This window comes from Clostridium sp. UBA5712 (assembly GCF_002419845.1).
GTDB lineage: Bacteria > Bacillota > Clostridia > Clostridiales > Clostridiaceae > Clostridium_J > Clostridium_J sulfidigenes.
Map to the genome: position 1 here is coordinate 128487 of NZ_DIGW01000007.1, position 25847 is coordinate 154333.

Consider the following 25847-nt stretch of genomic DNA (forward strand, 5'->3'; position numbering starts at 1 on the left):
TATTTATATAATATATCTAATGGGTTTAAAAAAGAAGATATGGTTAATAGCTAATTTAGAATGGAGGTAGACACCTCTAGAAGGGGGCTAAAAGTGTATTTAGGAATTATCGTAAATAATGAAGCTGTAAAAGTAGATAAAATATTTACATATAAGGTGCCTGAAAGCTTATATGGTAAAGTAAAAAAAGGCAGAATGGTTACAGTTCCCTTTGGAAATGGAAATAAGAAAATATATGGATTTATAGTTGATATATTTTATGATATAGATGATAATACTAAATTGAAAGAAATTGTTGATATAGATGACAGTATGGAATTTCTTACGGAGGATAATATACGTCTTATAGAAATAATGAGAAGGAAGTATTTATGTACTTATTTAGAATGTATAAAAGTTATGATTCCCAGTGGAATAACTAAAGGAACAACCTTTAAAACTAAAAATAGTGTAATTATTGGTAGACCATTAACAGAAAAATATAGTAAAGAAGAATATATAAATATTGTGAGTTTTATAGGAGAACATAATGGAATTTATAATAAGACAGAACTTACTGGTGAGTTTAAATTTTCTTTGTCTAGGATTAATACATTAATTAAGAATGGATTCTTAGATGTTAAAAAAACTATAGTTAATAGGTATAATGAAAATGTATATAAAAAATATGAGGAAAAAATATTAAATTCAATTCAACAAAGATGTGTTGATACTATATTATCCCAAAGTAGTAGTAATAAATTTCTTATTCATGGTATAACTGGTAGTGGAAAAACTGAGATATATATGAACCTAGTAAAAGAGATGATTAAAAAAAATAAAGATTCTATAATATTAATTCCGGAAATTGCCTTAACTCCTCAAATGGTTGAAAGGTTTAAAGGACGGTTTGGAAGAGATATTGCTATATTTCATAGTAGGTTATCTATAGGTGAGAGATTTGATGAATGGATGAGAGTAAAAACAGGAAATGTTAAAGTAGCCATAGGTGCTAGATCTGCAATTTTTCTTCCTTTTTCTAATTTAGGTCTTATTGTTATAGATGAGGAACATGAAACTAGCTATAAATCAGATAGTGACCCCAAATATCATGCAAGAGATATAGCTAGTTTAAAAGCTGAAATTGAAGGATGTAAAGTGGTGTTAGGATCTGCTACACCCTCCATTGAGACTTATTATAAGGCTACAGAAGGTGAATATGATATAATTACTTTAAATCACAGAGCCGATGGAGCTAATCTTCCAACTATAGAGATAGTGGATATGAGAGAAGAGCTAAAAGAAGGAAATAAGTCTATGTTTAGTAGAAGACTTTATGAAGAAATGACAGCATGCTTAGAAAAAAAAGAGCAAGCCATAATGTTTTTAAATAGAAGAGGATATTCTACTTTTGTATCTTGCAGAGAGTGTGGTTACGTATTTAAGTGTGATAATTGTGATATTTCTCTTACCTATCATAATGATAACAATTTAACTTGTCACTATTGTGGAGCAAAGCAAAGAGCATTAAAAACTTGTCCAAAATGTAAAAGTAAATATGTGAAATATTTTGGAGTAGGCACAGAGCAATTAGAACATAGTGTTAGAAAGACCTTTTTAGATAGTAAACCTCTTAGAATGGATTTTGATACTACAAGGGGAAAAGATTCTTATGAAAAAATATATAAAGACTTTTCTGCAAAAAGGCATAATGTGTTAATAGGTACTCAAATGATTGCTAAGGGCTTGGATTTTAAAGAAGTAACTCTAGTAGGAATAATTGCTGCAGATTTGTCTTTAAATCTACCGGACTATAGAGCTGCAGAAAAGACTTTTCAATTAGTAACTCAAGTAGCTGGGAGAGCAGGTAGAGGGAATAAGGCTGGAAAGGTAATACTTCAGACTTATAATCCAGATAATTATAGTATAGTTTATGCTGCTGCAAATGATTATAAAAGTTTTTATGAAGAAGAAATAATTATTAGAAAGCTAAGGGAGTATCCACCTTTTTCTAAGATTCTGTGTATAAATTTAAGTAGTGAAAATGAGGAACATTTAATAAAAAGTATACAAAGTTTAGCAGATAAAGTAAGGATAAAAAACTATGGAAGTGATAAAATTGAGTTATTAGGACCATGTCCTTGTGGGGTTTCTAAAATAAAAAGTTTGTATAGATGGCAAATTATAATTAAAGGTGATTTTGATGATAATTATGCTATGGATATAAAAAATTTAGTCTATGAACAGATTAATTATAAAAATATAAGAATTGGTATTGATATAAATCCAAATAATTTACTGTAAGGGAGAATGATTATGGCATTAAGAAATATAAGAATTAATGAAGACCCAATTTTAAGGAAGATTAGTAAGGTAGTTAAAAATATTGATGAAAGAACACAAATATTAATTGATGATATGCTAGATACTATGTATGAAGCTAATGGAGTAGGTCTTGCAGCACCACAAGTAGGTATTTTAAAGCGAGTGGTGGTTATAGATATTGGTGATGGACCAATAATACTTATTAATCCAGAGATTGTTGAGGCTAATGGTGAAGTTAAAGATGTAGAAGGATGTCTAAGTGTACCAGGTAAACAAGGAAATGTTATAAGACCCAAATATGTAAAAGTTAAAGCTGAAGACAGAGATGGAAATTCTATTGAAATTCAGGGGGAGGATCTTCTAGCAAGGGCTCTTTGTCATGAAATAGATCATTTAAATGGAATATTATATACTGATAAGACAGTGAAATAGGAGGTATGAAGATGAATATAGTATTTATGGGTACACCAGATTTTGCAGTGCCATCCTTAGAAGCAATTATTGAAAAATATGGAGTTAAGGCAGTACTTACTCAGCCAGATAGACCTAAAGGAAGAGGAAAATCTGTGGCAATGTCACCAGTAAAACAGGTAGCACTTAACCATGATATAAAAGTATATCAACCAGAAAAATTAAAAAATGAAAAAAGTTTAATAGAAGAATTAAAAAATATGAATTTAGATTTCATAATAGTTGTAGCCTTTGGTCAAATTCTATCTAAGGAAGTCTTAGATATACCTAAATATGGATGTATAAACCTTCATGGTTCATTACTTCCTAAATATAGAGGTGCAGCACCAATTCATTATGCTATTATGAAGGGAGAAAAGGAAAGCGGAAATACCACCATGCTAATGGATATTGGTTTAGATACAGGAGATATGTTGTTAAAGAACAAAGTAGAGATTACAGAAAATATGACTACTGCAGAGCTCCATGATAAACTTATGAACAGTGGGGCTGAGCTTTTAATTGAAACTATAGAAGGCCTTTATAATAACAGGATAACTCCAATAAAGCAAGGAGAAAGTGAAAGTTGTTATGCCAGTATGCTGAATAAAGAGATGGCAAAGATTAATTGGAATCAAAGTTCTAAAGACATACATAATTTTGTAAGAGGACTTTACTCTTTTCCAATAGCTTATACTTATTATAAAGATGAGCCTATGAAGGTAATTGAAACTAGACTTACTAACGAGAAGTCTTCTAAAACTCCAGGGACTATTTTAAAAGTTGATAAAGAAGGAATGTTGGTTTCAACTGAAGATAATAATATATTAATAACTAAGGTTCAATTTCCTAATAAAAAGCCTTTAAGAGTAGAAGAATATATAAAAGGAAATTCTATTGAAGATAATATATTATTAAAAAGTTCAAAAGAAGAGTAAAAATTAATTAAATAAAATAAGGAGAAATATATATGGGATATTATTATGGAAGTTTTTTTGACAGAACGATGATTATTCTTATACCAGCTCTTATCATTTCAATATGGGCGCAGATGAAAATAAAAAGTAGTTATACAAAGTATTCACAAGTATATAGTAGAAATGGATATACTGGAAGTCAAGTAGCTAGAATGATATTAGATGCCTACGGACTTTTTGATATTCCAGTATTAGTTACAGGGGGTCACCTTACAGATCACTATGACCCTAGTAAAAAGGTGGTAAAATTATCAACAGATGTATACAACGGTACATCACTGGCAGCTATAGGTGTAGCTGCCCATGAGATAGGTCATGCTATTCAACATAAAGAAGGATATGCACCAATTAAAATAAGAACAGCTTTAGTACCAATTGCTAATATAGGCTCCCAAGCTTCATGGATATTATTCTTTATTGGAATTGTAATGTCTTTTACTCCATTAGTTAACTTTGGTATTATATTATTCTCAGCAGCAGTTCTTTTTCAGATAGTTACACTGCCTGTAGAGTTTAATGCATCCAGTAGAGCTGTAGCCATATTAAGTGCAAGGAATATACTTTATGAAGATGAAGTAAAGGGAGCTAAAAATGTTTTGACTGCAGCAGCATTAACCTATGTAGCAGCAGCAGTTACAGCTATTGCACAGCTTTTAAGACTCATTGCTATAAGAAATAGAAATGATTAGTAGGAAAATGGATAAACACTAGAAATCGTAGATAGGATGATATGAATGATAGGTGCTAGAGAAGTAGCAATAAATACAGTAATGCAAGTCTTTGAAAATAAGGCTTATTCCAATATTGTTTTAAACAACAACCTTAGTCAATGTAATCTTGGAGATAAAGATAAAGCATTAGCTACAGAACTTGTTTATGGTACTATAAAATATAGGTATGCAATTGATAAAATACTTAAGACTTTTTTAGAAAAAAAATTTGACAAAACAGATAAATATATTTTAAATTTATTAAGGGTTTGTATATATCAGCTTAGATATTTAGATAAAATACCTGAGTTTGCAGCAGTAAATGAGGGCGTTAATTTAGCTAAAGCTAATGTGTCTGTGGGAGCTTCCAAATTAGTAAATGGTGTATTAAGAAGTTATTTAAGAAATAAGAATAAAGATTATTATAATAAAGAAAATATTAATGAAAGATTAGCATTTTCATATTCTTTTCCTCAATGGATGGTAAAATTATTTATTGAGCAATATGGAGAGGTAGTTGGAGAAAAGATACTAGATGGGCTTAATAAAAGACCTGCTGTTACAGTTAGAGTAAACTCCACAAAGGGAGATTTTGAACAGGTTTTTCATGAGTTGGAAAAAAATGCTTACAACGTAGAAGAGGGATCTATATGTCCTGAAGCCATAAGAATCGTAAGAGGGAAGAGTGTAGAGGAAAATCCACTGTTTAAGAAAGGTGCTATCACAGTTCAAGATGAAAGTGCTATGCTAGTAGCACCTAGTATGGATTTAAAAGAGCATATGACTATATTAGATTTATGTAGTGCTCCAGGAGGAAAAACTACTCATATAGCTGAAATAATGGATAATACAGGTATAGTTAAGGCTTTTGATATTTATGATCATAAGCTAGAACTTATAAGAAGTAATAGTGAAAGATTAGGACTAACAAACATTGAATTAGATATATTAGATGCTACTAAAGAATGCAAAGAATTAATTGAGGTGGGAGATAGAGTGCTTATAGATGTACCTTGCTCTGGCCTAGGAATAATAAGAAAAAAACCAGAAATTAAATATACAAAAAAAGAGAAAGAATTAAAATCTTTAATAACAGTTCAACGTGAAATAATGAAGAATGCAGCTAAATATGTAAAACCAGATGGAATAATTTTATATTCAACTTGTACTATAAATAAAGTAGAAAATCAAGGAAATATAAATTGGTTTTTAAGTAATTTTAAAGATTTTAGTGTAGAACCTTTAAACTTTGGACAGGTGGAAAATCTGGTCTATGACGAAAAGGGTTCTGTAACAGTGTTGCCTAATGAATATATGGATGGATTTTTTATAGCAAAAATTCGTAGAAATAAATAGGAGTAGAAATGAAAAATATATTAGATTTAGATATAGAAGAACTTAAATCATGGATGAAAGAAAATGGTGAAAAAGAATTTAGAGCTAAACAAGTATTCTCTTGGATTTATAATGAAGTTTGGGACTTCAAAGATATGACTAACATATCTAAAGATACTTTGAAAAAATTAGAAAAAAATTTTTTTATAGGAATACCTAGAATAGTAGAAACATATAGTTCTAAAAATAGTGATACTCGCAAGCATTTATTTCTTTTACATGATGGTAATATAGTTGAAGGAGTGGTTATGCAGTATAATCATGGAAATTCTATATGCATATCAACTCAGGTAGGATGTAATATGGGTTGTAAGTTTTGTGCTTCAACCATTGGAGGAGCTGTTAGAAGTTTAAGTAGTGGAGAAATGTTAGGTCAGATTATGGTTTCACAAAAACAACTTGGGGAGAGAATCTCAAATATTGTACTTATGGGAAGTGGAGAACCGTTAGATAACTATGATAATGTTGTAAAATTTATTAGGGATGTAAATTCTCAGTATGGACTTAATATAGGACAACGTCATATAACTCTTTCTACATGTGGAATTGTGCCTAAGATAAAGATCTTAGCAAATTTAGATTTACAGATAACACTAGCAATTTCATTACATGCTCCTAATGATGAGTTGCGTGTGAAAACTATGCCTATTGCTAAGGTGTATTCTATAGCTGAGCTTATTGATAGCTGTAAATATTATATTGATAAAACAGGTCGAAGAATTACCTTTGAATATGCATTAGTAAAGGGGGTAAACGACTCTAAAGAGCAAGCTGAGCAATTAGTAAAATTAATAAGAGGTATGTTATGTCATGTAAATTTAATTCCAATAAATGAAATAGATGAAAATGATTTAAAAAAATCAAATGAGGAGCAAGTTAAGTGCTTTAGAGATATTTTAATGAAACATGGGATTGAAACTACTGTTAGAAAAGAAATGGGTTTAGACATAAATGCTGCTTGTGGTCAGCTGAGAAAAAGTTATATAGAAAAAAGGGAGTTGTAGTTTTTAATGGGGAGATTGTTAGGAATAGAAACGGATGTTGGAAATAAAAGAACTTTTAATGAAGATTCCGTTGGTTACTATGAAGAAGAAGATTTCGGTATTTTTGTAATAGCCGATGGTATGGGAGGGCATAATGCTGGTGAAGTTGCTAGTAAGATTGCTATAGATACCATTATTGAATATGTAATTAATCATAAAAAGGATAGGTCAGAAGAGGAAATTTTAAATGAGGCAATCCTAAGTGCTAATAGAAAAATATATAGAGAAAGCTTGTTAAACGAAAGTTGTAATGGAATGGGAACTACTCTTGTGGGAGCTTTTGTGAGAGGAAATAACTTAACTATGGTAAACATAGGAGATAGTAGAGGATATATTTTAAAGGATGGACAGCTTGTTAAGGTTACAAAAGATCATTCATTGGTACAAGAACTATTAGATAATGGAACAATAACTAATGAGGAAGCTAAGAATCATCCTAATAAAAATGTTATAACAAGAGCTTTAGGAACTAATCCAGTAGTGACGGCAGATTACTACAGTTTAGATATAAGAGGGATTTCTAAAATTCTTCTTTGTAGTGATGGACTTACTAATGAAGTAAGTGAGGAGGATATTTTTAGAGTTTTACAAGGTTATAATGGCAATCAATGTATGGAACTAATAAACATGAGTAAGAAAAATGGTGGAAGAGATAATATTTCTATCATCATTTTTAAAGGAGAGTGGGAGTGCAGATGATAGGAACTATGTTAGGAAATAGATATGAACTCATAGAAAAGATTGGCGAAGGGGGTATGGCAGTAGTATATAAGGCTAAATGTAGAATTTTAAATAGATTTGTAGCAATAAAAATACTAAAGCCAGAGTACTCTAATAATAGTGAATTTATGGAGAAATTTAGAAGAGAAGCTTTAGCTACAGCAACCTTTTCCCATAGTAATATAGTTAATATTTATGATGTGGGTTCAGAAGAAAATATTAATTATATTGTAATGGAATTAGTGAATGGAAAAACTTTAAAAGAATACATAAGAGAAAATGCACCTCTTTCTATGGACTCAACTTTAAAGATTTCAATACAAATTGCGAAAGCTTTAGAATGCGCTCATAAAAATAAAATTATCCATAGAGATATAAAACCTCACAATATATTAATAAATGAAGAAGGTGTAATTAAGGTTACAGATTTTGGAATAGCGAAAGCTACTTCATCTGATACAATAACTCATACTAATAAAGTTATTGGTTCTGCACATTACTTCTCTCCTGAGCAAGCCAAAGGAAAGATAGTTGATAATAGAACAGATATCTATTCTTTTGGAATTGTGATATATGAAATGCTAACAGGAAGAGTTCCATTTGATGGAGAAAGTGCTGTAGCGGTTGCACTTAAACATATACAAGATACTATTGTGCCTCCTAAGGTTTTAGTTCCTGAAGTACCAGATAGTCTAAATAATTTGGTAATTAAGGCTACCCAGAAGGAAGTTATAAAAAGATATAATAATGTAACAGATATGTTAATAGATTTAATGAGAATAGAGAATAATAATAAGTATATAGTAACACCATCAAATATGGATAATGATTATACTACAGTAATGGATGCAACTCAAATTCAAAATACTATGTATGCCAGCAACCTTGGAAAGAAATTAACCAATAAGGATATGGATGATGAGGAAGAAGAGGAAGAAGACGAGGATTATGAAGAGTATGATGGCGAAAAAAGAAAAACTAGCACTTGGAAAAAGGTATTAATAGTTGGAGGGGCTCTTTTATTAACTATTCTCTTAGGTGTATTTGTAGGTACTAGTATATATAATAAAGGTAACACCAATGTTAAAAAAGACGAATTAAAGGTTCCAAAGATAATTGGACTTACAGCAGATGAAGCTAAAGATGCTGTAGAAAAGTTAGGATTAACTTATGTAGTCTTAGGAGAGGAAGCTAGTGATAAGCCAGCTGGAACTATAATTGCAGTATTTCCATCAGAAGGTACTGCAGTAAAAAAAGAAAGTGAAGTTAGAGTAAGGATTAGTACAGGACCAGGAGAGATTGAGGTACCAGATGTTGTGAAACTGGGTAAAAGTGTTGCCCAAGACCATATAGTTACTCAAGGACTTAAGGTGGGAAAGATAACAGAAGACTATTCTGAAGAAATAGAAGCAGGTGCAGTAATAAGTACCAATCCAGTAGCAAAGACTAAGGTTAAAAAAGGTGATACAGTAGATATAGTTATAAGTAAAGGTTCTAAGATTAAGAAGACACAAGTACCAGATCTCATTGGATTAACACTAAAAGAAGCAGAGCAAGTATTAGCCGTAGTAAATCTAAAACTTGGACCTACTACTGCAGTAATAACTGATGATAAAAGTAGAGATGGAAAGATATTCAACCAAAGTGAACCTGCTCTCACTTCAGTACAAGAAAATGAAAAAATAAGTGTTAATTATTATCAATATAAGGATCCAAATGAAGGCAAGGTTCAAGTACCTAATTTTATTGGAAGAACCATTGAAGATGCACAAGCAACAGCTAACTCACTTGGAGTTAGAATAACTGTTACTGGAGATAGAAAAGGTCTTATAATAAGTCAAGATGTACCTGAAGGTAATAAGTTAGATAAAGGAAGTACTATAAATCTTATAGCTCAAATAAAAGCCCCTAATATAGGCGGCGATGATGACGAAGATAAAGAACCTTAACCAATGAGTTAATAATCCTTAGGTAAGTTTTAAACTTGCCTAAGGATTAGTTAAAATTTAGGAGGAATATATGCAAGGTTTAATAGTTAAAGGAATTGGTGGATTATACTATGTAGATGTTGAAGAAAAAGTTATAGAGTGTAAGGCTAGAGGAAAATTTAGGCATAAGGGTGAAACTCCTATGATTGGTGATGAGGTAATCATAGAAGAAGAAAATGGGAAGGGTGTTATAACGGAAATATTAAAGAGAAAAAACCAACTTATAAGACCTGCCGTTGCTAATGTAACTCAAGCCTTTGTAGTAGTTACTAGTAAGAATCCAGATTTGAATTTAAGCTTATTATATAAATTTCTAGTTTTATGTGAGTATAATCATGTAGTACCTATTATTTGCTTTAATAAAATGGACATTGAAAGTGATTATAGCAAGGAAATAGGTAATATGTTAAATGAAGCTGGATATGAAATAATGTATGTACAAGGAAAACATGGTGTTGGCATAGAACAGTTAAAGGGAAAGATAAAGGGGAATATTACTGTGTTTTGTGGGCCTTCTGGAGTTGGTAAATCTACTATACTGAATAAAGTTTTAGGTAGAGATGCTATGAAAATTGGTGATATTAGTGATAAACTAAAAAGAGGAAAACATACAACTAGGCATAGTGAACTTATAAGGATAGAAGATGGATTTTTAGTTGACACACCAGGATTTTCTTCCTTGGAATTAGATTTCATAGATAAAGAAGAACTACAACATCTATTTCCAGAATTTGAAGAGTTTAAAGATGGATGTAAGTTTAATAACTGTGTTCATTATAAAGAACCAGGTTGTATAGTAAAACAAAAGGTAGAATCTGGACAAATAAATAAAAGTAGATATGAATTCTACATAAAAACATTAGAAGAAATTATTAGTAGGGGGAATAGAAAATGATAAAATTATCACCATCTATATTGTCAGCAGACTTTTCAAGGTTAGGAGAACAGGTTAAAGAAATAGAAAAATATGGAGCGGATTGGGTCCATATAGATGTTATGGACGGTATGTTTGTACCTAACATATCCTTTGGAGTGCCTGTTATAAAACCCATAAGAAATCTTACAACCTTAGTTTTCGATGTACATTTAATGATTGAAGATCCAGCTAGATACGTAAAGGATTTTGTAGATGCAGGAGCTGATATGATAACAGTTCATTATGAAGCTGATAGACATATAGACAGAACTATAAAATATATTAAAAGCTTAGGAGTTAAAGCTGGAGTAGCATTAAATCCTGGTACTCCTGTTTCTATGATAGAAAACTTAATTCCAGATTTAGATATGGTACTTATCATGTCAGTTAATCCGGGATTTGGAGGTCAAAAATATATAGAGTATTCAGTAGATAAAATATCACAGGTTAAAGAGTTAAAGGATAAATATAATAAAGAATTATATATACAAGTAGATGGTGGCATAGATGCAACCAATGTTAGTAAAGTTATAAAATGTGGAGCTAATTCTATAGTAGCGGGTTCAGCAGTATTCAAAAATAATGAAATAGAAAAAAATATAAGTAATATAAAAAGTGGGTTTTAGTATGCAAGCAGTTATAGTTGGAGGAGGAGATCCTCCAAGTAAAAAGATTTTAGATAAATATATAAATGAAAAGTCTATAATTATAGCAGCTGATGGAGGCGCTAACGTTCTTTTAAATCATGAAATACATCCAAATTATTTGTTAGGGGATTTTGACTCTATTGATGAAAAAACGTATATAGAAATAAGTAATAGCTCTAAAACCATTAGATTTCCAAAGGAGAAGGATTATACAGATAGTCATATAGCTTTTAATAAGGCAGTGGAGTTAGGAGCTACAGAAATAATTTTTTTAGGATGTACGGGGAAGAGAATTGATCATTTCTATGCAAATTTATGTATTCTCAATGAAGGTTTAAAAAAATCAATAGATTGTCGTATAATAGATGAGTATAATGAAATCTATCTTATAGATAAACCTACAAATATCTTTGGGAAAAAAGGGGATATATTTTCTCTATTTAGTTATTTAGAAGATACCCATGATTTAACTATAGAGGGAGTCAAATATAAATTAAAGAATTTTGAACTAGCACAAGGAAACAATCTCACTGTATCTAATGAGTTTGAGGAGGAAAAAGTTAGCATAACTTTTTCTAAAGGATGTCTTATAGTAGTGAGAATTCATAAAATATAAATTTAAAATATAGGATTACAGTCATTATTACAATTGATGATTGTAATTTTTTTATTTATGTACCACTTTTTACGTCAATACATATAATGATACTAAAAAGGCTTATGGGGGAAGTAAGTATGAGGAGTAGGACAACTAAAAGGTTGGGACTTATTGTTAGTTCTGTAGGAGCAGGGATAGTATTAGCTATGCTAATTCCATTTTGGGGGTGGATGGTAGCCATAGGTTGTGCCATTATATGTGCTGGATGGTTTATAATGAATAAGTTTTGCTAACAATTGGTTAAGGAGGTTAAAGGGTGACTATAAGAGTAATTAAACTACCTAAGTTTTTATCTAAAATAGTTAAAATTTTTGTAAGAAAAAAACATAGTTATTAATTTTGCACATAAAAAAATGCAACTATAAAGGTAGTTGCATTTTTTTTACCAATTAAACGGCACGTTGAACCTTACCAGAACGTAAGCATCTAGTACAAACGTGTACTGTCTTAGGTGAACCGTTAACTATAGCTTTAACTTTTTTTAAGTTTGGAGCCCATTTTCTTTTTGATTGACGGTGAGAGTGAGAGAATTGTACTCCTGAAACTACACCTTTATCGCATATTTCACATCTTCTTGACATATATTACACCTCCTCAAAATTTCAACATACTGCTATAAATCAAACACAAGTTATTTTAACATAATTACTATGATTGTTGCAAGTATTAAGAAAAATAAACACATACCATTATATTATACATATTGTTATAATAAAATTCAATGATATATATAATTATATTAGTTGAATTAAATCTTAAGTTAATATAAAATGTTTATAAGGTATAATTAAGGAGGAATTGATTATGAAAGCTAATATAACAACTGAAATAGGAAATATATACTATTCTGAAGATGTAATAGCTAATATAGCAGGTGTATCAACCATGGAATGCTATGGAGTTGTTGGCATGGCTTTAAAGAATGCTAAGGATGGTTTATGGGAATTATTAAAAGCTGAAAACCTAGCAAAAGGAGTTAAAATAACTCAAAAAGAGAATGCTATAGCTATAGAACTATATATAATTGTTGAATATGGAACTAAAATTGCAGTAATCGCTAATAATATAATACAAACAGTTAGATACAATTTAGAAAATCTTACAGGTGTTAAGGTTTCTCAAGTTACTGTTAATATTCAAGGCATTAGAGTTTAAGGGGGAACATAAAGTGGCATATACACAGATTAATGGACGTGATTTTTCAAATATGATAAAAAGTGCTTCAAATGCATTAGAGAAGCAGAAAGAATATGTAAACTCCTTGAATGTATTCCCAGTACCTGATGGAGATACAGGAACAAATATGTCTTTAACCTTTAAGGCTGCAGCTAGAGAAATAGAAGGTTTAGAGAATAAGGGTATAGGAGAAGTATCTAAGAGGTTAGCTAAGGGTGCTTTAATGGGAGCTAGAGGAAATTCTGGAGTTATTCTTTCTCAGATTCTAAGAGGTATGGCAAAGGGTCTTGAAAATGCAGAGGAGGCAACTATAGAGGAAGTTAAGAATTCTTTTGTAGAAGGCTCAAATTTTGCTTATAAAGCAGTTATGAGACCAACAGAAGGAACGATTTTAACTATAATTAGAGCGGCAGGAGAAGCTGCTATCTGCAGTGAAGCTGAAAACATAGTTGAATTATTTGAAGAAGTATGTGAAGAAAGTAAAAAGATGCTTGATAAGACTCCAGAAATGTTACCACAGTTAAAACAAGCTAAGGTAGTAGATGCTGGTGGAATGGGATTATTAATAATATTAAGAGGTATGTTAGAAGTTCTAAAAAATAAAAGTGAAGTTTCTTTAATTAATGATTTAGAAGGTGAATCAGAAAATAATTATGATATTCCAGAGCTAAACATGGCTCCTGAAGATATTAAATTTGGATACTGCACAGAGTTTATCATACTTAATGAAGTAAAAGATATACCCAAATTTAAAGATTTCCTTGAATCTCAAGGTGATTCATTAGTTCTTGTAGGATTAGAGGATATAACTAAGGTTCATGTTCATACTAATGATCCAGGAGCAGTTTTATCTAAAGCAGTAACCTTTGGAGATCTTTCAAAAATTAAAATTGAAAATATGAGAGAACAACACAGATCTTTATTAGGAATAGATGAAAGTAGCAATGATGCAGTAGTGGAAGAAGTAAAAGAGGATCCTAAAGCTTATGGTTTCGTAACTGTAGCTAGAGGTAATGGAATTTCTTCAATATTTAAAGATCTTGGCGTAGATCAGGTTATTGAAGGTGGTCAGACTATGAATCCTAGCACAGAGGATATAGTTAATAGCATCAATAAAATTAATGCTGAGGTAGTATTTGTTCTTCCAAATAATAAAAATATAATAATGGCAGCTACACAAGCTGTAGATTTAATAGAAGACAAAAAGGTTATAGTAATTCCTACAAAAACTATCCCTCAAGGAATTACAGCTATAACTATGTTTAATCCAGATGGCTCTTCAGAAGAAAATGAAGCAGCTATGAATGAAACTATAGAAACAGTTACTTCTGGTTCTGTAACCTATGCGGTTAAGGATACTGAAGACAATGGTAGACATATTAAAGAGGGAGATATTCTAGGATTATTAGAAGGAAAAATAAATGAAATAGGTCAGGATGTATATGCTGTATGTAAAAAGCTTATAGAAAACATGGTAAATGAAGATAGCGAGCTTATTACTATATTCTATGGTGAAGACTGTGAAGAGGATAAGGTTAACCAGTTGGTATCAGAATTAGAAGAAGCATATCCAGACATGGATGTTCAATGTTTTAATGGTGAGCAACCATTATACTATTTTATTACATCAGTAGAATAAAAGCCTTAGGGCTTTTTTTCTATGTTAGCCATATGGAGTTGATAAGGTGAATATTTATAGTAGTGTTACAGCAATTAAAGGTGTAGGGCCTAAAATGGCTGAGAAATTGAGTAAATGTGGAATATATAGTATTTTAGATTTATTGTTATACTTTCCAAGGGATTATGAGAGTATCTTTATTGTTGAAGATTTAGATGAAGTGGATTCTAAGGGGAAGATAATTTTAGAGGTTGGAGTGGAGAGAATTTTACCTGACATAAGGACAAAAACAGGCAAAATACTTACAACCATTAGATTTATTCATAAGGGAAGATTAGTTAAGGGAATATGGTTTAATCAGCCCTATGTGAAAAGTAGTTTTAGAATTGGCAGTAGATATGTTATAAGTGGCATTATAGAGAAACAAGGTAGAGATTTTATAATTAAGAATGGAACCATAATGAGGAATACTACTACAGAGAGTACAGATATTATGGCAAGATATCCCTTAAGGGACGATATTTCTAATACTTTTTTAAATAAAATTGTTACAGAAACTTTAAACACAGTAAAAATAAAAGAAAATTTACCAAAGTCAATTTTGGATGAACATGATTTTATGTCTTTGGATAGTGCTATAAGAAATATACATAATCCTAAAAGTTTAAAGTTATTAGAAGAGGCAAGAAAAAGATTAAAGTTTCAAGAGTTATTTACATACTCTTTAAAGCTTATGGCCTTAAAAAATAGAAGTATTAATTCTAAGGGAATCACCTTTTCCATATCGAAGGATCTGAAAGCTTTAAAGGATAAGTTGCCTTTTCAGTTAACAGATGCACAAACTAGAACTGTTAGAGAAATATTAAGAGATCAAAAGAAACCTAGTCCTATGAATAGATTAGTTCAAGGAGATGTAGGTAGTGGTAAGACTATAGTTGCTTTTATTGCCCTTTTTAATGTTATTATGAATGGATATCAAGGTGCCATGATGGCGCCTACAGAAATATTGGCAAAACAGCATTACTACGAGGCAGAAAAAGTCTTTAAGGATTTTAATATTACCATAGAGTTACTAACAGGTAGTACCACAGAAAAAAATAAAAACCTTATAAAAGAAAAGTTATTAAAGGGTGAGATAGACTTAATAATAGGTACTCATGCTTTGATAGAAGATAATGTCCAGTTTAAAAACTTAGGACTTATAATAACTGATGAACAGCATAGATTTGGTGTTGGTCAAAGAACTAGATTTGGAAATAAGCGTGAAGATATTGATGTACTTGTAATGAGTGCTACACCTATTCCAAGGACTTTATGTTTATATCTTTATGGAGATTTAGAAGTATCGATAATAGATACTTTACCACCAGGGCGAAAACCCATTGATACCTATTATTTATCTACTCAGGAAAAGGGGAGAATATATAACTTTGCTTTAGAGGAGATAAAAAAAGGAAGACAGATTTATGTAGTTTGTCCATTGGTTGAAGAAAATGAAGATATGAAATTAAGTTCTGTAACAGCATTATATGAAGAACTAAAAAAAACTTACTTTAAAAGTATGGAAATCGCCATTCTCCATGGTAAAATGAGTAATAAAGACAAAAATTTAATTATGAGTGAATTTAAAGAAGGAAACATTAAGGTGTTAATATCCACTACAGTTATTGAAGTAGGTGTAAATGTACCTAATGCAACGGTTATGATTATAGAAAATGCAGAGAGGTTTGGATTATCTCAATTGCATCAGTTAAGGGGAAGAGTTGGAAGAGGATCTCATAAATCTTATTGTGTTCTTGTAGCTAATATAAAAAGTGAAACAACTAAAAAGAGAATGGACATAATGAAAAATAGTAATGATGGTTTTTATATAGCGGAACAAGATTTAAAATTAAGAGGAAGTGGAGAAATGTTTGGACTTAGACAATCTGGTGAAAATGGATTAATTCTTAGTGATTTATCAGAGGATTTTCAACTATTTAAAATAGCAAATCAGGAAGCTAAGAAATTTATTAATAACAAGGATGAAGAAAACAAAAGAATACTTAAAGAAATAATGATTAACTTAGAGAAAAGCACTAGTTATATTTGCTTTAACTAAGGTCAAAGGAGATAAAAATGAGAGTAATTGCAGGAAAAGCTAAAGGAAGAAAGTTACTATCACCAGAGGGGATGGGCACTAGACCTACTCTAGATAGAGTTAAAGAATCAATTTTCAGCATAATACAAAATAAAGTAAGAGGCAGTATAGTTTTAGATCAATTTTCTGGTACAGGAAGCCTAGGTCTAGAGGCTGCAAGTAGAGGAGCTAAAGAGTGTCATTTAATAGACATGGGAGACGTAACTTATAAATATTTAAAAGAAAATATTAAAAATTTAAAATTTGAAGATTTCTGTACATCTTATAAAGGTGATTCATACAAATACTTAGAGGAGTTTGGGAGAATAGGAAAGGTATTTGATTTAATATTTATAGACCCACCTTATGCAAAAGATATGATTCCACCAGCTCTAGAACTTATTAAAAAACATAATTTACTACAAAGAGATGGCTTGATTGTAACGAAAATAGATTCAGGTGAAGAAATTTGTGAAGGTTATGAAGACATTGTTTTAATAGACCAAAGAAAATACGGAAACACCACTGTATGTTTCTATGAATTTAAGGAGTAAAAAATGATTAAAGCAGTTTATCCAGGCAGTTTTGACCCAATAACAAATGGTCACTTAGATATTATAAAAAGATGTTCATACGTATTTGATCAGGTTACAGTAGCTGTATTACTAAATCCTAACAAAAGTGGATGGTTTAGCATTGAAGAAAGAATTGATCAAATTGAGAGAGTGGTTAAAGCTTTACCAAATGTAAAAGTAAAAAGTTTTACAGGTCTTTTAGTGGATTTTATGGAAGCAGAAGACAGTGATGTAATGGTTAAGGGACTTAGATCTATGTCAGACTTTGATTATGAGTTTCAAATGGCACTAATGAATAAAAAGCTTGATAAAACAAAAGAAACTATGTTTATGATGACCAACTCTAAGTACTCTTATCTTAGCTCATCAGCTATAAAGCAAGTGGCTTTATTTAAGGGACACTTGGATGGATTAATTCCAAAAGAGTTAGAAAATGAAATTAGAGAGAGAGCTAAAAGTTTTGAGGGGGAATTATAGTGAAGGTATTAGAACTATTAGATTATCTACAACAAACTATTGACATGTCACCAAAGAATTTAGTAGGTAAAGTATCTATTAATAAAAAAGAAGTCTTAAGAACTCTTAATGAAATGAGAAAATTGCTACCAGATGAATTTGAAGAAGCTAAAAATTTAATGAATCGTAAAGAAATAATTTTAGACGAAGCAAGAAGTGAAGCAGAACGTATTATTCAGGATAGTAGAAAAAGAGCACAACAAGAATATGAAAACTGTGATGTGTTAGTAGCTGCTAAAAAAGAAGCAGAAGAAATATTAGAAAGTGCTAATGAGGAAGCTAAAAAAATTAAAGGTGAAGCTAATAAGCAAGCTAAGGATTTAAAATTTGGAGTTATGAATTATGCAGACAGCACTTTAAGCAATTTACAAAAGGATATAGACATTATAGGAGAAGAGTCTTTAAAAGTTATACAAAATGAAATGGAAGAAATGCTTGTAAAATTATATAAAGAAATTTCTTCCACTACATCTAAGGTAAGAGAAAATATTAAAGAATTAGGAAATGACTAAAAACAATCTCGTAACTTTTTAAATATTACAGGGATAGAAAATATAAATATTAGTAGTACCAAAAACCCTGGTTTAGATGATAGCATAGTATTGTTTATGAAAAAAGTTTCCTGATTAACTAGAGAAAATGGTAGCTTTAAAAATAACAATGTTATCAAGGTGCATATTATTCCCTGAACAACTTTTAGAAATATATATTTTTTCATTGATACCTTATATTTGTAAACAAAGGAGTATACTTGGAAAGTTATAGATAACCCACTAAAACCTATTAAAAAGCTGCATATAAGAATTTTAATATTTAGAGTTAAGGAGCTTATAGCTACAATGTTACATCCATTTGTAATTTCTATAAATCCAAGGAAGACTCCATCAAGTAGATTGTAATTAATAATACCAGAACTACATAAAGAAATAAGGGCAGTGTGATATATTCCACTGCTTTTTATTATGTTTATAATTACAGAAAAAATAACTACAAAACTACCTATTGATAAGCAGGTTTTGGTAGCATCTTCAAGGGCATTTTTCATAGCTACCCCGAAGTTAGGGCTTTCTTTTATCTGTGTGGCAGCAACAGAAGAATTACTATATATAGTATATTTATTAGTCTTTTTAGTAGGTAATATTAACCCCATAACAATACAAGATAAAGCATTAGAAATAAGAAGGATATAACCCAAAAATGCACTATGGAGCATTGCAGTACCAACAGTACCTATAATAAACAGAGGGCTTCCATTGGTGGCTATATTTAAAAGTCTTTCAAAAGTTGGTTTATCAATAACCTTCCTTTCATAGAGTTCACAAGCATATCTGGACCCAAGAGGATATCCACAAAACAAACTAGCTAAAATAACTACACTACACTCCTTTGGTAGTCTTAAAGGGGTACATAGTATCTTACCTAAAAATTTTGAATAAATTTCTATACCCCCAAAAGAAAAAATTAAGTTAACTATGACCAAGAAGGGGAATAGTGATGGAAATACTGAGTAAAAAAACAGTTTAGCTCCATTTATAGTAAAGGCTATGCAATCTTTAGGATTTAGTATGATGTAAATAATTAAGAGGGAAAATATTGTTGTAAGCAGAAGGTTTTTTGATGAATTTCTAAATAATAAATATATTAAAAATATAATAAGCGCAATTACAATAAAAAATAATGCCTTCATTTAAATAATCCTTTTAAATTGATATACTTAAATATATTTTTTATCTTGGGAATATATGATAACAAAATATAGGTAAAATAAAATCTTCAAGGTACTTCCAAAACAATTCACTAAAAATTAATCTAATGATTTAGGTTATTTTGGTATGGTTCCTTGAAGAATTATGTTTATAATATAATAGGGCTTTGTAGATAATCTTCCATAGCACTTATGGAAGGATTTAGAATGCTATAGCCACTAGTGCATTGTAAATCTAATTTTAAGGTAGGGTTTATATACTTTGGTAGTTTTGAATATATTGGTATAGAAGAATTGTTCTTCATTGATTTTAATGCCATAGCTCCATGTTTAGTGAAGCCCAAAATACGAGCATATGGACAAGGCTCTTTACGCATTTCTAAGGTATTGTATTCATAAAAGCCTAGAAAATACTGACATAGTATTCTACTGATTCTAGTATAGGTATATCGTTTACTTTTTATCATTTCAATACAATGTTCATAATCTTTAGCGTCTTTTATGGTAGCTAATATCTTATTATGGAGACCTTCAGAAGCATCCGGAATTGATTCGAAAAAGTTATTTTTGCTAGTTATAGCCTTATACTTTATATATGGATACATCATGTAATCAAAGGGAAAATTATAATTTTTATTTTTAAGTTCTATCATATCCTCGTAAACACTAGGAGGAACATGAGATATTAATTCTTCCATTGAAGTATTTGATTTCAAGGATTTTCTAATAGCAGTAGCACTTGAGAAGATATTATTTAAATTGGTACTATTGTAATTTCCACCTTCCCTTTTTATGGTATAGGGTACAATATTACTATGAAGTTTTTTTATGCTCTTAAGGTATTCAACACCTAAAATATTATTAGAAGAATTTAGATAATCAGCTAAGTCTTTTTCATTATAGTAATTTTTCTTATTTAAATAATGAATTAAAGCTGAAGAACGAGCCTTTGGAAAAGGTAATCCTCTATCTAAATCTTCTTTCAATAAGGACTTGAATAAAGGAGGTTCTTCTACTAGTAGATCAGATACTTCTTTAAGAAAGTCTATATCACCTGCTTCACTTCCAAAGCAAATTGAATCTACTATCCCTAGACTATTAAGAAGACTTACGGAACCATAAGAAAAGAATTCCGCAGAAGATAGGCTGTATATTGCAGGGAGTTCTAAAACAATATCTACCCCATTATTTAAAGCCATTGATGTTTTTTTCCATTTATCTACTATAGAAGGAATACCTCTTTGATTAAAGTTTCCACTCATTACTGCAATAATTAAATCACTATTAGTCAATTCTTTAGTTTTATTTATATGAAAAAGGTGTCCATTGTGAAGAGGATTATATTCCACAATAATTCCTGATATTTTCATTAAAATTACCTCCTGTACTCATATAACCATAGATTATATCAAAAAAATGTTAATTATCATAGCCTAATTATTAAATTAAGTCAAAAAAATTCAATATAGAGGTTGAAAAATATATATGAAAAGGGGTATAGTAATAAGGGATATTTAGAATATTTTTACTGAAAGGGGTAAGAAAAAATGAGTTTTACACAAAAGGTATGGAAATTAGCACAACAAGAGATGAAGACAATAGTACTTCCAGAAGGTGAAGAAGAAAGAAATTTAAAGGCTTCAGAAATTATCCATAAAAATAAAATAGCTAAAGTTATATTAGTAGGTAGCCAGGATAAGATTAAGGAAAATGCTAAGAATTTCGGGGTAAATATTGAGGGAATTGAAATTGTAGATCCTGAAGTATCACCTAAGACTGCAGAGTATGCAAAAGCATTTTATGAACTTAGAAAAAATAAGGGTGTTACAGAGGAAAAAGCATTACAAACAGTTAAAGACCCAGTTTATTATGGAACAATGATGGTTAAACTAGAAGATGCCCATGGATTAGTTTCAGGAGCAGTACATAGCACAGGAGATTTATTACGTCCAGGACTTCAAATTATAAAAACAGCTCCAGGAATAAAAGTTGTTTCAAGTTTCTTCGTTATGGAACTTGAAAATTCTTCATATGGAGATAATGGTACTCTATTATTTGGAGATTGTGCAGTTAATCCTAATCCAACATCAGAAGAGCTTGCATCAATAGCTATAAGTACAGCAGAAAATGCAAAGACTCTATGTGGAATAGATCCAAAGGTTGCAATGTTATCTTTCTCAACTATGGGAAGTGCTAAACATGAAAATGTAAATAAGGTTGTTGAAGCTACAAGAATGGCAAAAGAAGCTAGACCAGATCTTGCAATAGATGGAGAATTACAATTAGATGCAGCTATAGTTGATAAAGTAGCAAGTCTTAAAGCACCAAATAGTACAGTAGCAGGAAATTCTAATGTTTTAATATTCCCAGATTTACAAGCAGGAAATATTGGATATAAATTAGTTCAAAGATTTGCAGGAGCTGAAGCTATAGGTCCAGTATGTCAAGGGTTTGCAAAACCAATAAACGACCTTTCAAGAGGATGTAGTGTAGATGATATAGTAAATGTTGTAGCAATTACAGCAGTGCAAGCGCAAAATAGCAAATAAATATTATATTGATTTAATTAAAAATATATTGTAATCTAATATAATGATATATTAATATATTACAAATGCGTCAGGAGGAAATGAGAATGAAAGTATTAGTAATAAACTGTGGAAGTTCTTCATTAAAGTACCAATTAATAAACATGGAAACAGAAGAGAGCTTAGCACAAGGATTAGTTGAAAGAATAGGAATTGAAGGTTCAATTTTAACTCAAAAGGTTCCAGGAAGAGATAAATATATAATAGAGCAACCAATGGCTGACCATAAAGATGCAATAAAATTAGTTTTAGATGCATTAGTAGATGGTAACCATGGAGTTATTTCTTCAATGGATGAAATATCAGCAGTAGGACACAGAGTTGTTCATGGTGGAGAAAAATATTCAGAATCTGTAGTAATTGATGATGCAGTTATGGAAAGTTTAGAAGAGTGTGTAAAACTTGCACCACTTCATAATCCAGCAAACATAATTGGAATTAATGCTTGCAAGAGCTTAATGCTAAACACTCCAATGGTTGCAGTATTCGATACAGCATTCCATCAAACAATGCCAAAAACTGCTTATATGTACCCACTACCATATGAGCTATACACTAAGTATGGAATAAGAAAATATGGTTTCCACGGAACATCACATAAATATGTATCAGCAGAATGTGCTAAATTAATGGGCAAAGACATAAAAGATGTTAAAATCATCACTTGTCATCTTGGAAACGGAGCTAGCTTAGCTGCTATAAAAGATGGCCATTGTGTAGATACAAGTATGGGATTCACTCCACTTGAAGGAATAGCAATGGGAACTAGATGTGGAAACATTGACCCTGCTATAGTTACATTCTTAATGAATGAAGGAAAAATGACAGCTAAAGAAGTTGATAATTTAATGAACAAACAATCAGGAGTTCTTGGATTATCAGGAGTAAGTAGTGACTTTAGAGACATAGAAGATGCTGCTAAAGAAGGAAATGAAAGAGCTATTCTTGCTTTAAATGTATATAACTACAGAGTAAGAGAAATGATTGGTGCTTATGCTGCAGCAATGGGCGGAGTAGATGCAGTTGTATTTACAGCAGGACTTGGAGAAAATGCTATAGAAACTAGAGCAGAAATTTGCAAAGGCTTAGAATTCTTAGGTATTGAAATAGATGATGCTAAGAATAATGTTAGAGGAAAATCTACAGAAGTAAGCAAAGATGGAGCTAAAGTAAAAGTATTTGTTATTCCTACAAATGAAGAGTTAGTAATAGCAAGAGATACTAAAGAACTTACTTCAAAATAGTAAAAATATTTATGTGCTTGAGTAAAAAATTAGCTTTTTATCTTAAGGAAAAAATATACATGTGTAAATTACCTTGACTTTTATCGGTATAATTTATATAATAACTTGTGTTTGAATGATATATTTAATTAACTTAAGGAGGGAAGTTGGAGCTTTACTCAAGCTATGCATTTTGCATTATATATAACTAGTCTTAGTTATATGAGGAAAAACAGGTATATTATGTTTTTTCAGAGTGTTGTTATGATTATAAACTTTAAAGATTTAAATGATAAGAACTATGAGAGAAAGAATATAGATATCGAAATTGAGAAAGATAAGTTTTACGATGGTAGTGAAATGGTAAAATACTCCAAGCCTATTAAGTTTAATGGGTTTTTGCGTCGCAAAAAGGAAGTTATAGAACTTATTGGTGACGTAGATACTGAAGTATTATTAAATTGTTCTAGATGTGCAAAAGCTTTTTCTTATGAAGTTAAGGTGCACATAGAAGAAGAAATATCAAACACTGATGATTGTGAGATTATCTCAACCAATACTGAGAATATAGATATTTATGAAATTATTGAAAACAGTATTCTCCTTGAATTACCTGTTAAAAGGTTATGTAAAGAGGATTGCAAAGGCTTATGCCAGACTTGTGGGAAAGATTTAAATTTAGGACAATGTTCTTGTACTGATTTTTATGTAGACCCTAGACTTGAAAAGCTATCACAAATGTTTTCTAACCATAAGGAGGTGTAATAATGGGAAATCCAGCTAGAAAATTTTCAAAAGCAAGAAGAGATTCAAGAAGAGCTCAAACTTTTAAACTTGGTTTACCAGGAATAGTAGAGTGTCCTCAATGCCACGAAATGAAGCTTGCTCACAGAGTTTGTAAGAACTGTGGTTACTACAAGAATAGAGAAGTTGTTTCAACTGAGGAATAAGAAGAAAGTCGATAGACTTTCTTTTTATTTTTATGTGGAAATTTAAATGAAAAAAATATATAATGTATTTAAATATTTTAAAATTATGAAAGGAGTTACTATGAAGGTTGTAGTTGATGGAATGGGTGGAGATAATTCACCTGAAGCTATAGTAGAAGGTTGTGTTCTTGCACAAAAAGAATATGATATAGATATAATAATTACAGGTCAAGAAGATCTTATAAAAAAAGAATTAGAAAAATATGAATATACCAAAGGAAGAATAACTATTTTAAATACTACTGAAATTATTTCAACTAATGAAGCACCAGTAAAAGCTCTAAAGACTAAGAAGGATTCATCTCTTGTTAAAGCTTTAGAATTAGTTAAGAATAAGGAAGCAGATGCCATTGTATCTGCTGGAAGTACAGGAGCCTTCTTAGCGGGCTGTACTCTTATTGTAAAGAGGATTAAAGGGATAAGCAGACCAGCACTAGCACCAGTTATGCCAGGTAAAAATGGTCCATTTATGATAATAGATGTAGGAGCTAATGCAGATTGTAAACCCCATTATTTAACTCAGTTTGCTCAAATGGGTAAGGTATACTTTGAAAGTGTATTATCTGTTGAAAATCCTACTGTAGGTCTTATAAATATAGGATCAGAGGAAGAAAAGGGAAATGAATTAACCAAGGAAGCTTATCAACTTTTAAAACAAAAGAATTTAAATTTTATAGGAAATGTAGAGCCGAGAGAAATTCCTAAAGGAGAGGTAAATGTCCTTGTATGTGATGGTTTTGTAGGGAATACCGTATTAAAGATGTATGAAGGTGTTGCAGAAACCATTCTAAGTGAGCTTAAAAATGAAATAATGAGTTCCGCAACAACAAAAATAGGTGGACTATTATTAAAGCCTGTATTTAAGAGATTTAAAAAGCACTATGACTATAAAGAATACGGTGGAGCTGCATTTTTAGGGGTTGATGGTATTTGCATAAAAGCTCATGGAAGCTCCGATGCCAAGGCTTTAAAAAATGCAATTAAACTTTCTAAAACCTATTATGATACAAAAGTATTAGATAAAGTTAAAGATGCTTTTAAAGAAGAAAAATAAAAAAATTAAAATAAGTGAATAAAATTTTGTAGGTTTAGTATATTATAATATAGTATTTGAAAATAAACAGTTGATTATTATCCAATATGCTATTATATTAAATAGTGATATTATATTGAATTTTTAGGAGGTATATAAAATGTTTGAAAAGATAAGAGCAAAAATCGCGGAGCAACTAAGCATAGATGAAAATGATATAACTATGGACTCTGGATTTGTTGATGATTTAGGAGCAGACTCATTGGACTTAGTTGAGTTAATTATGGCCCTTGAAGAGGAATTTGACATGGAAATCCCTGATGAAGATGCAGAAAAAATAACTAGTGTTGGAGATGTAGTTGACTACATAAAAGCACGAGTAGAAGAATAATATCAGCAGGTTCCGTAGAAATGCGGAACCTTATTTTTAGATTTATTCTTGAATTTATCCACTTGAGTTTATTTACTTGAATAATAATATTAAGTTAGTAGGTTAT

General features: G+C 30.6%; 27 protein-coding genes. 24 read left to right on the top strand and 3 right to left on the bottom strand.

Features of this window, described 5'->3' with window-relative positions:
- Positions 1-60 precede the first annotated feature (60 nt).
- The 12 genes from priA to B3B03_RS03070 all read left to right on the top strand — a co-directional run bounded on the left by priA (position 61) and on the right by B3B03_RS03070 (position 12041).
- A complete protein-coding gene (priA, locus tag B3B03_RS03015) occupies positions 61-2283 on the top strand; it encodes a primosomal protein N' (protein WP_346848336.1) in 2223 nt (740 codons plus the stop codon).
- Between the two features lie 12 nt (positions 2284-2295).
- Positions 2296-2736, top strand: a complete 441-nt coding sequence (gene def, locus B3B03_RS03020) for a peptide deformylase (protein ID WP_346848337.1) — start codon at positions 2296-2298, stop codon at positions 2734-2736.
- Between the two features lie 11 nt (positions 2737-2747).
- On the top strand, positions 2748-3692 hold the full coding sequence (gene fmt / locus B3B03_RS03025) for a methionyl-tRNA formyltransferase (RefSeq protein ID WP_346848338.1): 945 nt from the start codon (positions 2748-2750) through the stop codon (positions 3690-3692).
- 32 nt (positions 3693-3724) lie between these two features.
- Positions 3725-4420, top strand: a complete 696-nt coding sequence (locus B3B03_RS03030; RefSeq protein ID WP_346848339.1) for a zinc metallopeptidase — start codon at positions 3725-3727, stop codon at positions 4418-4420.
- A 45-nt stretch (positions 4421-4465) separates the two neighbouring features.
- Positions 4466-5797, top strand: coding sequence for a 16S rRNA (cytosine(967)-C(5))-methyltransferase RsmB (gene rsmB / locus B3B03_RS03035; protein ID WP_346876455.1), 1332 nt, complete (start codon positions 4466-4468; stop codon positions 5795-5797).
- 8 nt (positions 5798-5805) lie between these two features.
- A complete protein-coding gene (gene rlmN, locus B3B03_RS03040; RefSeq protein WP_346848341.1) occupies positions 5806-6840 on the top strand; it encodes a 23S rRNA (adenine(2503)-C(2))-methyltransferase RlmN in 1035 nt (344 codons plus the stop codon).
- A 6-nt stretch (positions 6841-6846) separates the two neighbouring features.
- Positions 6847-7578, top strand: a complete 732-nt coding sequence (locus B3B03_RS03045; RefSeq protein ID WP_346876456.1) for a Stp1/IreP family PP2C-type Ser/Thr phosphatase — start codon at positions 6847-6849, stop codon at positions 7576-7578.
- Positions 7575-9548 (top strand): Stk1 family PASTA domain-containing Ser/Thr kinase, encoded by a 1974-nt coding sequence (gene pknB, locus B3B03_RS03050; protein WP_346848505.1) that lies wholly within the window; start codon positions 7575-7577, stop codon positions 9546-9548. The genes B3B03_RS03045 and pknB overlap by 4 nt, the downstream gene beginning before the upstream one ends.
- A gap of 70 nt (positions 9549-9618) precedes the next feature.
- Positions 9619-10482, top strand: coding sequence for a ribosome small subunit-dependent GTPase A (gene rsgA / locus B3B03_RS03055; protein WP_346848342.1), 864 nt, complete (start codon positions 9619-9621; stop codon positions 10480-10482).
- A complete protein-coding gene (rpe, locus tag B3B03_RS03060) occupies positions 10479-11129 on the top strand; it encodes a ribulose-phosphate 3-epimerase (RefSeq protein ID WP_346848343.1) in 651 nt (216 codons plus the stop codon). Before rsgA ends, rpe begins: the two co-directional genes overlap by 4 nt.
- A gap of 1 nt (position 11130) precedes the next feature.
- The gene (locus B3B03_RS03065) at positions 11131-11766 is read left to right on the top strand and encodes a thiamine diphosphokinase (RefSeq protein ID WP_346848344.1); all 636 of its coding nucleotides are present in this window, start codon (positions 11131-11133) and stop codon (positions 11764-11766) included.
- Positions 11767-11885: 119 nt separating this feature from the next.
- Positions 11886-12041 (top strand): hypothetical protein, encoded by a 156-nt coding sequence (locus tag B3B03_RS03070; protein ID WP_198028577.1) that lies wholly within the window; start codon positions 11886-11888, stop codon positions 12039-12041.
- A gap of 156 nt (positions 12042-12197) precedes the next feature.
- Here the strand turns inward: B3B03_RS03070 and rpmB are convergent, their stop codons facing one another.
- Positions 12198-12389 (bottom strand): 50S ribosomal protein L28, encoded by a 192-nt coding sequence (gene rpmB, locus B3B03_RS03075; RefSeq protein WP_035132719.1) that lies wholly within the window; start codon positions 12387-12389, stop codon positions 12198-12200.
- A gap of 223 nt (positions 12390-12612) precedes the next feature.
- Here rpmB and B3B03_RS03080 point away from each other — a divergent pair, with 223 nt between their 5' ends.
- Genes B3B03_RS03080 through B3B03_RS03105 form a run of 6 tightly spaced genes read left to right on the top strand, consistent with a single transcriptional unit; the run spans position 12613 to position 18324 of the window.
- Positions 12613-12963 (top strand): Asp23/Gls24 family envelope stress response protein, encoded by a 351-nt coding sequence (locus B3B03_RS03080; protein WP_147519512.1) that lies wholly within the window; start codon positions 12613-12615, stop codon positions 12961-12963.
- A 13-nt stretch (positions 12964-12976) separates the two neighbouring features.
- Complete coding sequence (locus B3B03_RS03085; RefSeq protein WP_346848345.1) at positions 12977-14623, top strand: DAK2 domain-containing protein; 1647 nt, start codon at positions 12977-12979, stop codon at positions 14621-14623.
- Positions 14624-14669: 46 nt separating this feature from the next.
- A complete protein-coding gene (recG, locus tag B3B03_RS03090; RefSeq protein ID WP_346876457.1) occupies positions 14670-16703 on the top strand; it encodes an ATP-dependent DNA helicase RecG in 2034 nt (677 codons plus the stop codon).
- 17 nt (positions 16704-16720) lie between these two features.
- Entirely contained in the window at positions 16721-17275 is a 555-nt protein-coding gene (gene rsmD, locus B3B03_RS03095) for a 16S rRNA (guanine(966)-N(2))-methyltransferase RsmD (protein ID WP_035132725.1), read from the top strand.
- 3 nt (positions 17276-17278) lie between these two features.
- On the top strand, positions 17279-17773 hold the full coding sequence (gene coaD, locus B3B03_RS03100) for a pantetheine-phosphate adenylyltransferase (RefSeq protein ID WP_035132727.1): 495 nt from the start codon (positions 17279-17281) through the stop codon (positions 17771-17773).
- The gene (locus tag B3B03_RS03105) at positions 17773-18324 is read left to right on the top strand and encodes an ATP synthase F0 subunit B (protein ID WP_035132729.1); all 552 of its coding nucleotides are present in this window, start codon (positions 17773-17775) and stop codon (positions 18322-18324) included. Before coaD ends, B3B03_RS03105 begins: the two co-directional genes overlap by 1 nt.
- On the opposite strand, the gene ylbJ is transcribed toward B3B03_RS03105, so the two are convergent.
- A complete protein-coding gene (gene ylbJ / locus B3B03_RS03110) occupies positions 18321-19499 on the bottom strand; it encodes a sporulation integral membrane protein YlbJ (RefSeq protein ID WP_346848347.1) in 1179 nt (392 codons plus the stop codon). The two genes, B3B03_RS03105 and ylbJ, sit on opposite strands and share 4 nt — an antisense overlap.
- 167 nt (positions 19500-19666) lie before the next feature.
- Complete coding sequence (locus B3B03_RS03115; RefSeq protein ID WP_346848348.1) at positions 19667-20887, bottom strand: nucleotidyltransferase; 1221 nt, start codon at positions 20885-20887, stop codon at positions 19667-19669.
- A 177-nt stretch (positions 20888-21064) separates the two neighbouring features.
- On the opposite strand from B3B03_RS03115, the gene pta reads away from it, so the two are divergent.
- The 6 genes from pta (at position 21065) to acpP (ending at position 25741) form a co-directional block, all read left to right on the top strand.
- Positions 21065-22066 carry a phosphate acetyltransferase gene (pta, locus tag B3B03_RS03120; RefSeq protein ID WP_346848349.1) on the top strand — a complete coding sequence of 334 codons (1002 nt, stop codon included), beginning with the start codon at positions 21065-21067 and terminating at the stop codon, positions 22064-22066.
- Between the two features lie 86 nt (positions 22067-22152).
- Positions 22153-23349, top strand: a complete 1197-nt coding sequence (locus tag B3B03_RS03125) for an acetate kinase (protein ID WP_346876458.1) — start codon at positions 22153-22155, stop codon at positions 23347-23349.
- Positions 23350-23592: 243 nt separating this feature from the next.
- Positions 23593-24093: a DUF177 domain-containing protein gene (locus B3B03_RS03130; protein ID WP_346848350.1), complete on the top strand. Its 501-nt coding sequence runs from the start codon at positions 23593-23595 to the stop codon at positions 24091-24093.
- Between the two features lie 2 nt (positions 24094-24095).
- Positions 24096-24278, top strand: coding sequence for a 50S ribosomal protein L32 (gene rpmF, locus B3B03_RS03135; protein ID WP_035132741.1), 183 nt, complete (start codon positions 24096-24098; stop codon positions 24276-24278).
- A 100-nt stretch (positions 24279-24378) separates the two neighbouring features.
- Complete coding sequence (plsX, locus tag B3B03_RS03140) at positions 24379-25371, top strand: phosphate acyltransferase PlsX (RefSeq protein ID WP_346876514.1); 993 nt, start codon at positions 24379-24381, stop codon at positions 25369-25371.
- A 139-nt stretch (positions 25372-25510) separates the two neighbouring features.
- Positions 25511-25741 carry an acyl carrier protein gene (gene acpP, locus B3B03_RS03145; protein ID WP_035132743.1) on the top strand — a complete coding sequence of 77 codons (231 nt, stop codon included), beginning with the start codon at positions 25511-25513 and terminating at the stop codon, positions 25739-25741.
- The last annotated feature ends 106 nt before the right edge of the window (positions 25742-25847 follow it).

What these genes read in the sequence shown, in the direction of transcription:
- pta (WP_346848349.1), top strand. Translation starts at nt 21,065, where the DNA reads ATGAGTTTTACACAAAAGGTATGGAAATTAGCACAACAAGAGATGAAG.
- acpP (WP_035132743.1), top strand. Translation starts at nt 25,511, where the DNA reads ATGTTTGAAAAGATAAGAGCAAAAATCGCGGAGCAACTAAGCATAGAT.
- rpmB (WP_035132719.1), bottom strand. Translation starts at nt 12,389, where the DNA reads ATGTCAAGAAGATGTGAAATATGCGATAAAGGTGTAGTTTCAGGAGTA.
- fmt (WP_346848338.1), top strand. Translation starts at nt 2,748, where the DNA reads ATGAATATAGTATTTATGGGTACACCAGATTTTGCAGTGCCATCCTTA.
- rpe (WP_346848343.1), top strand. Translation starts at nt 10,479, where the DNA reads ATGATAAAATTATCACCATCTATATTGTCAGCAGACTTTTCAAGGTTA.
- rsgA (WP_346848342.1), top strand. Translation starts at nt 9,619, where the DNA reads ATGCAAGGTTTAATAGTTAAAGGAATTGGTGGATTATACTATGTAGAT.
- plsX (WP_346876514.1), top strand. Translation starts at nt 24,379, where the DNA reads ATGAAGGTTGTAGTTGATGGAATGGGTGGAGATAATTCACCTGAAGCT.
- B3B03_RS03030 (WP_346848339.1), top strand. Translation starts at nt 3,725, where the DNA reads ATGGGATATTATTATGGAAGTTTTTTTGACAGAACGATGATTATTCTT.
- ylbJ (WP_346848347.1), bottom strand. Translation starts at nt 19,499, where the DNA reads ATGAAGGCATTATTTTTTATTGTAATTGCGCTTATTATATTTTTAATA.
- B3B03_RS03115 (WP_346848348.1), bottom strand. Translation starts at nt 20,887, where the DNA reads ATGAAAATATCAGGAATTATTGTGGAATATAATCCTCTTCACAATGGA.
- B3B03_RS03065 (WP_346848344.1), top strand. Translation starts at nt 11,131, where the DNA reads ATGCAAGCAGTTATAGTTGGAGGAGGAGATCCTCCAAGTAAAAAGATT.
- priA (WP_346848336.1), top strand. Translation starts at nt 61, where the DNA reads ATGGAGGTAGACACCTCTAGAAGGGGGCTAAAAGTGTATTTAGGAATT.
- rsmB (WP_346876455.1), top strand. Translation starts at nt 4,466, where the DNA reads ATGATAGGTGCTAGAGAAGTAGCAATAAATACAGTAATGCAAGTCTTT.
- B3B03_RS03045 (WP_346876456.1), top strand. Translation starts at nt 6,847, where the DNA reads ATGGGGAGATTGTTAGGAATAGAAACGGATGTTGGAAATAAAAGAACT.
- rpmF (WP_035132741.1), top strand. Translation starts at nt 24,096, where the DNA reads ATGGGAAATCCAGCTAGAAAATTTTCAAAAGCAAGAAGAGATTCAAGA.
- B3B03_RS03080 (WP_147519512.1), top strand. Translation starts at nt 12,613, where the DNA reads ATGAAAGCTAATATAACAACTGAAATAGGAAATATATACTATTCTGAA.
- rlmN (WP_346848341.1), top strand. Translation starts at nt 5,806, where the DNA reads ATGAAAAATATATTAGATTTAGATATAGAAGAACTTAAATCATGGATG.
- def (WP_346848337.1), top strand. Translation starts at nt 2,296, where the DNA reads ATGGCATTAAGAAATATAAGAATTAATGAAGACCCAATTTTAAGGAAG.
- B3B03_RS03125 (WP_346876458.1), top strand. Translation starts at nt 22,153, where the DNA reads ATGAAAGTATTAGTAATAAACTGTGGAAGTTCTTCATTAAAGTACCAA.
- coaD (WP_035132727.1), top strand. Translation starts at nt 17,279, where the DNA reads ATGATTAAAGCAGTTTATCCAGGCAGTTTTGACCCAATAACAAATGGT.
- rsmD (WP_035132725.1), top strand. Translation starts at nt 16,721, where the DNA reads ATGAGAGTAATTGCAGGAAAAGCTAAAGGAAGAAAGTTACTATCACCA.
- B3B03_RS03130 (WP_346848350.1), top strand. Translation starts at nt 23,593, where the DNA reads ATGATTATAAACTTTAAAGATTTAAATGATAAGAACTATGAGAGAAAG.
- pknB (WP_346848505.1), top strand. Translation starts at nt 7,575, where the DNA reads ATGATAGGAACTATGTTAGGAAATAGATATGAACTCATAGAAAAGATT.
- B3B03_RS03070 (WP_198028577.1), top strand. Translation starts at nt 11,886, where the DNA reads ATGAGGAGTAGGACAACTAAAAGGTTGGGACTTATTGTTAGTTCTGTA.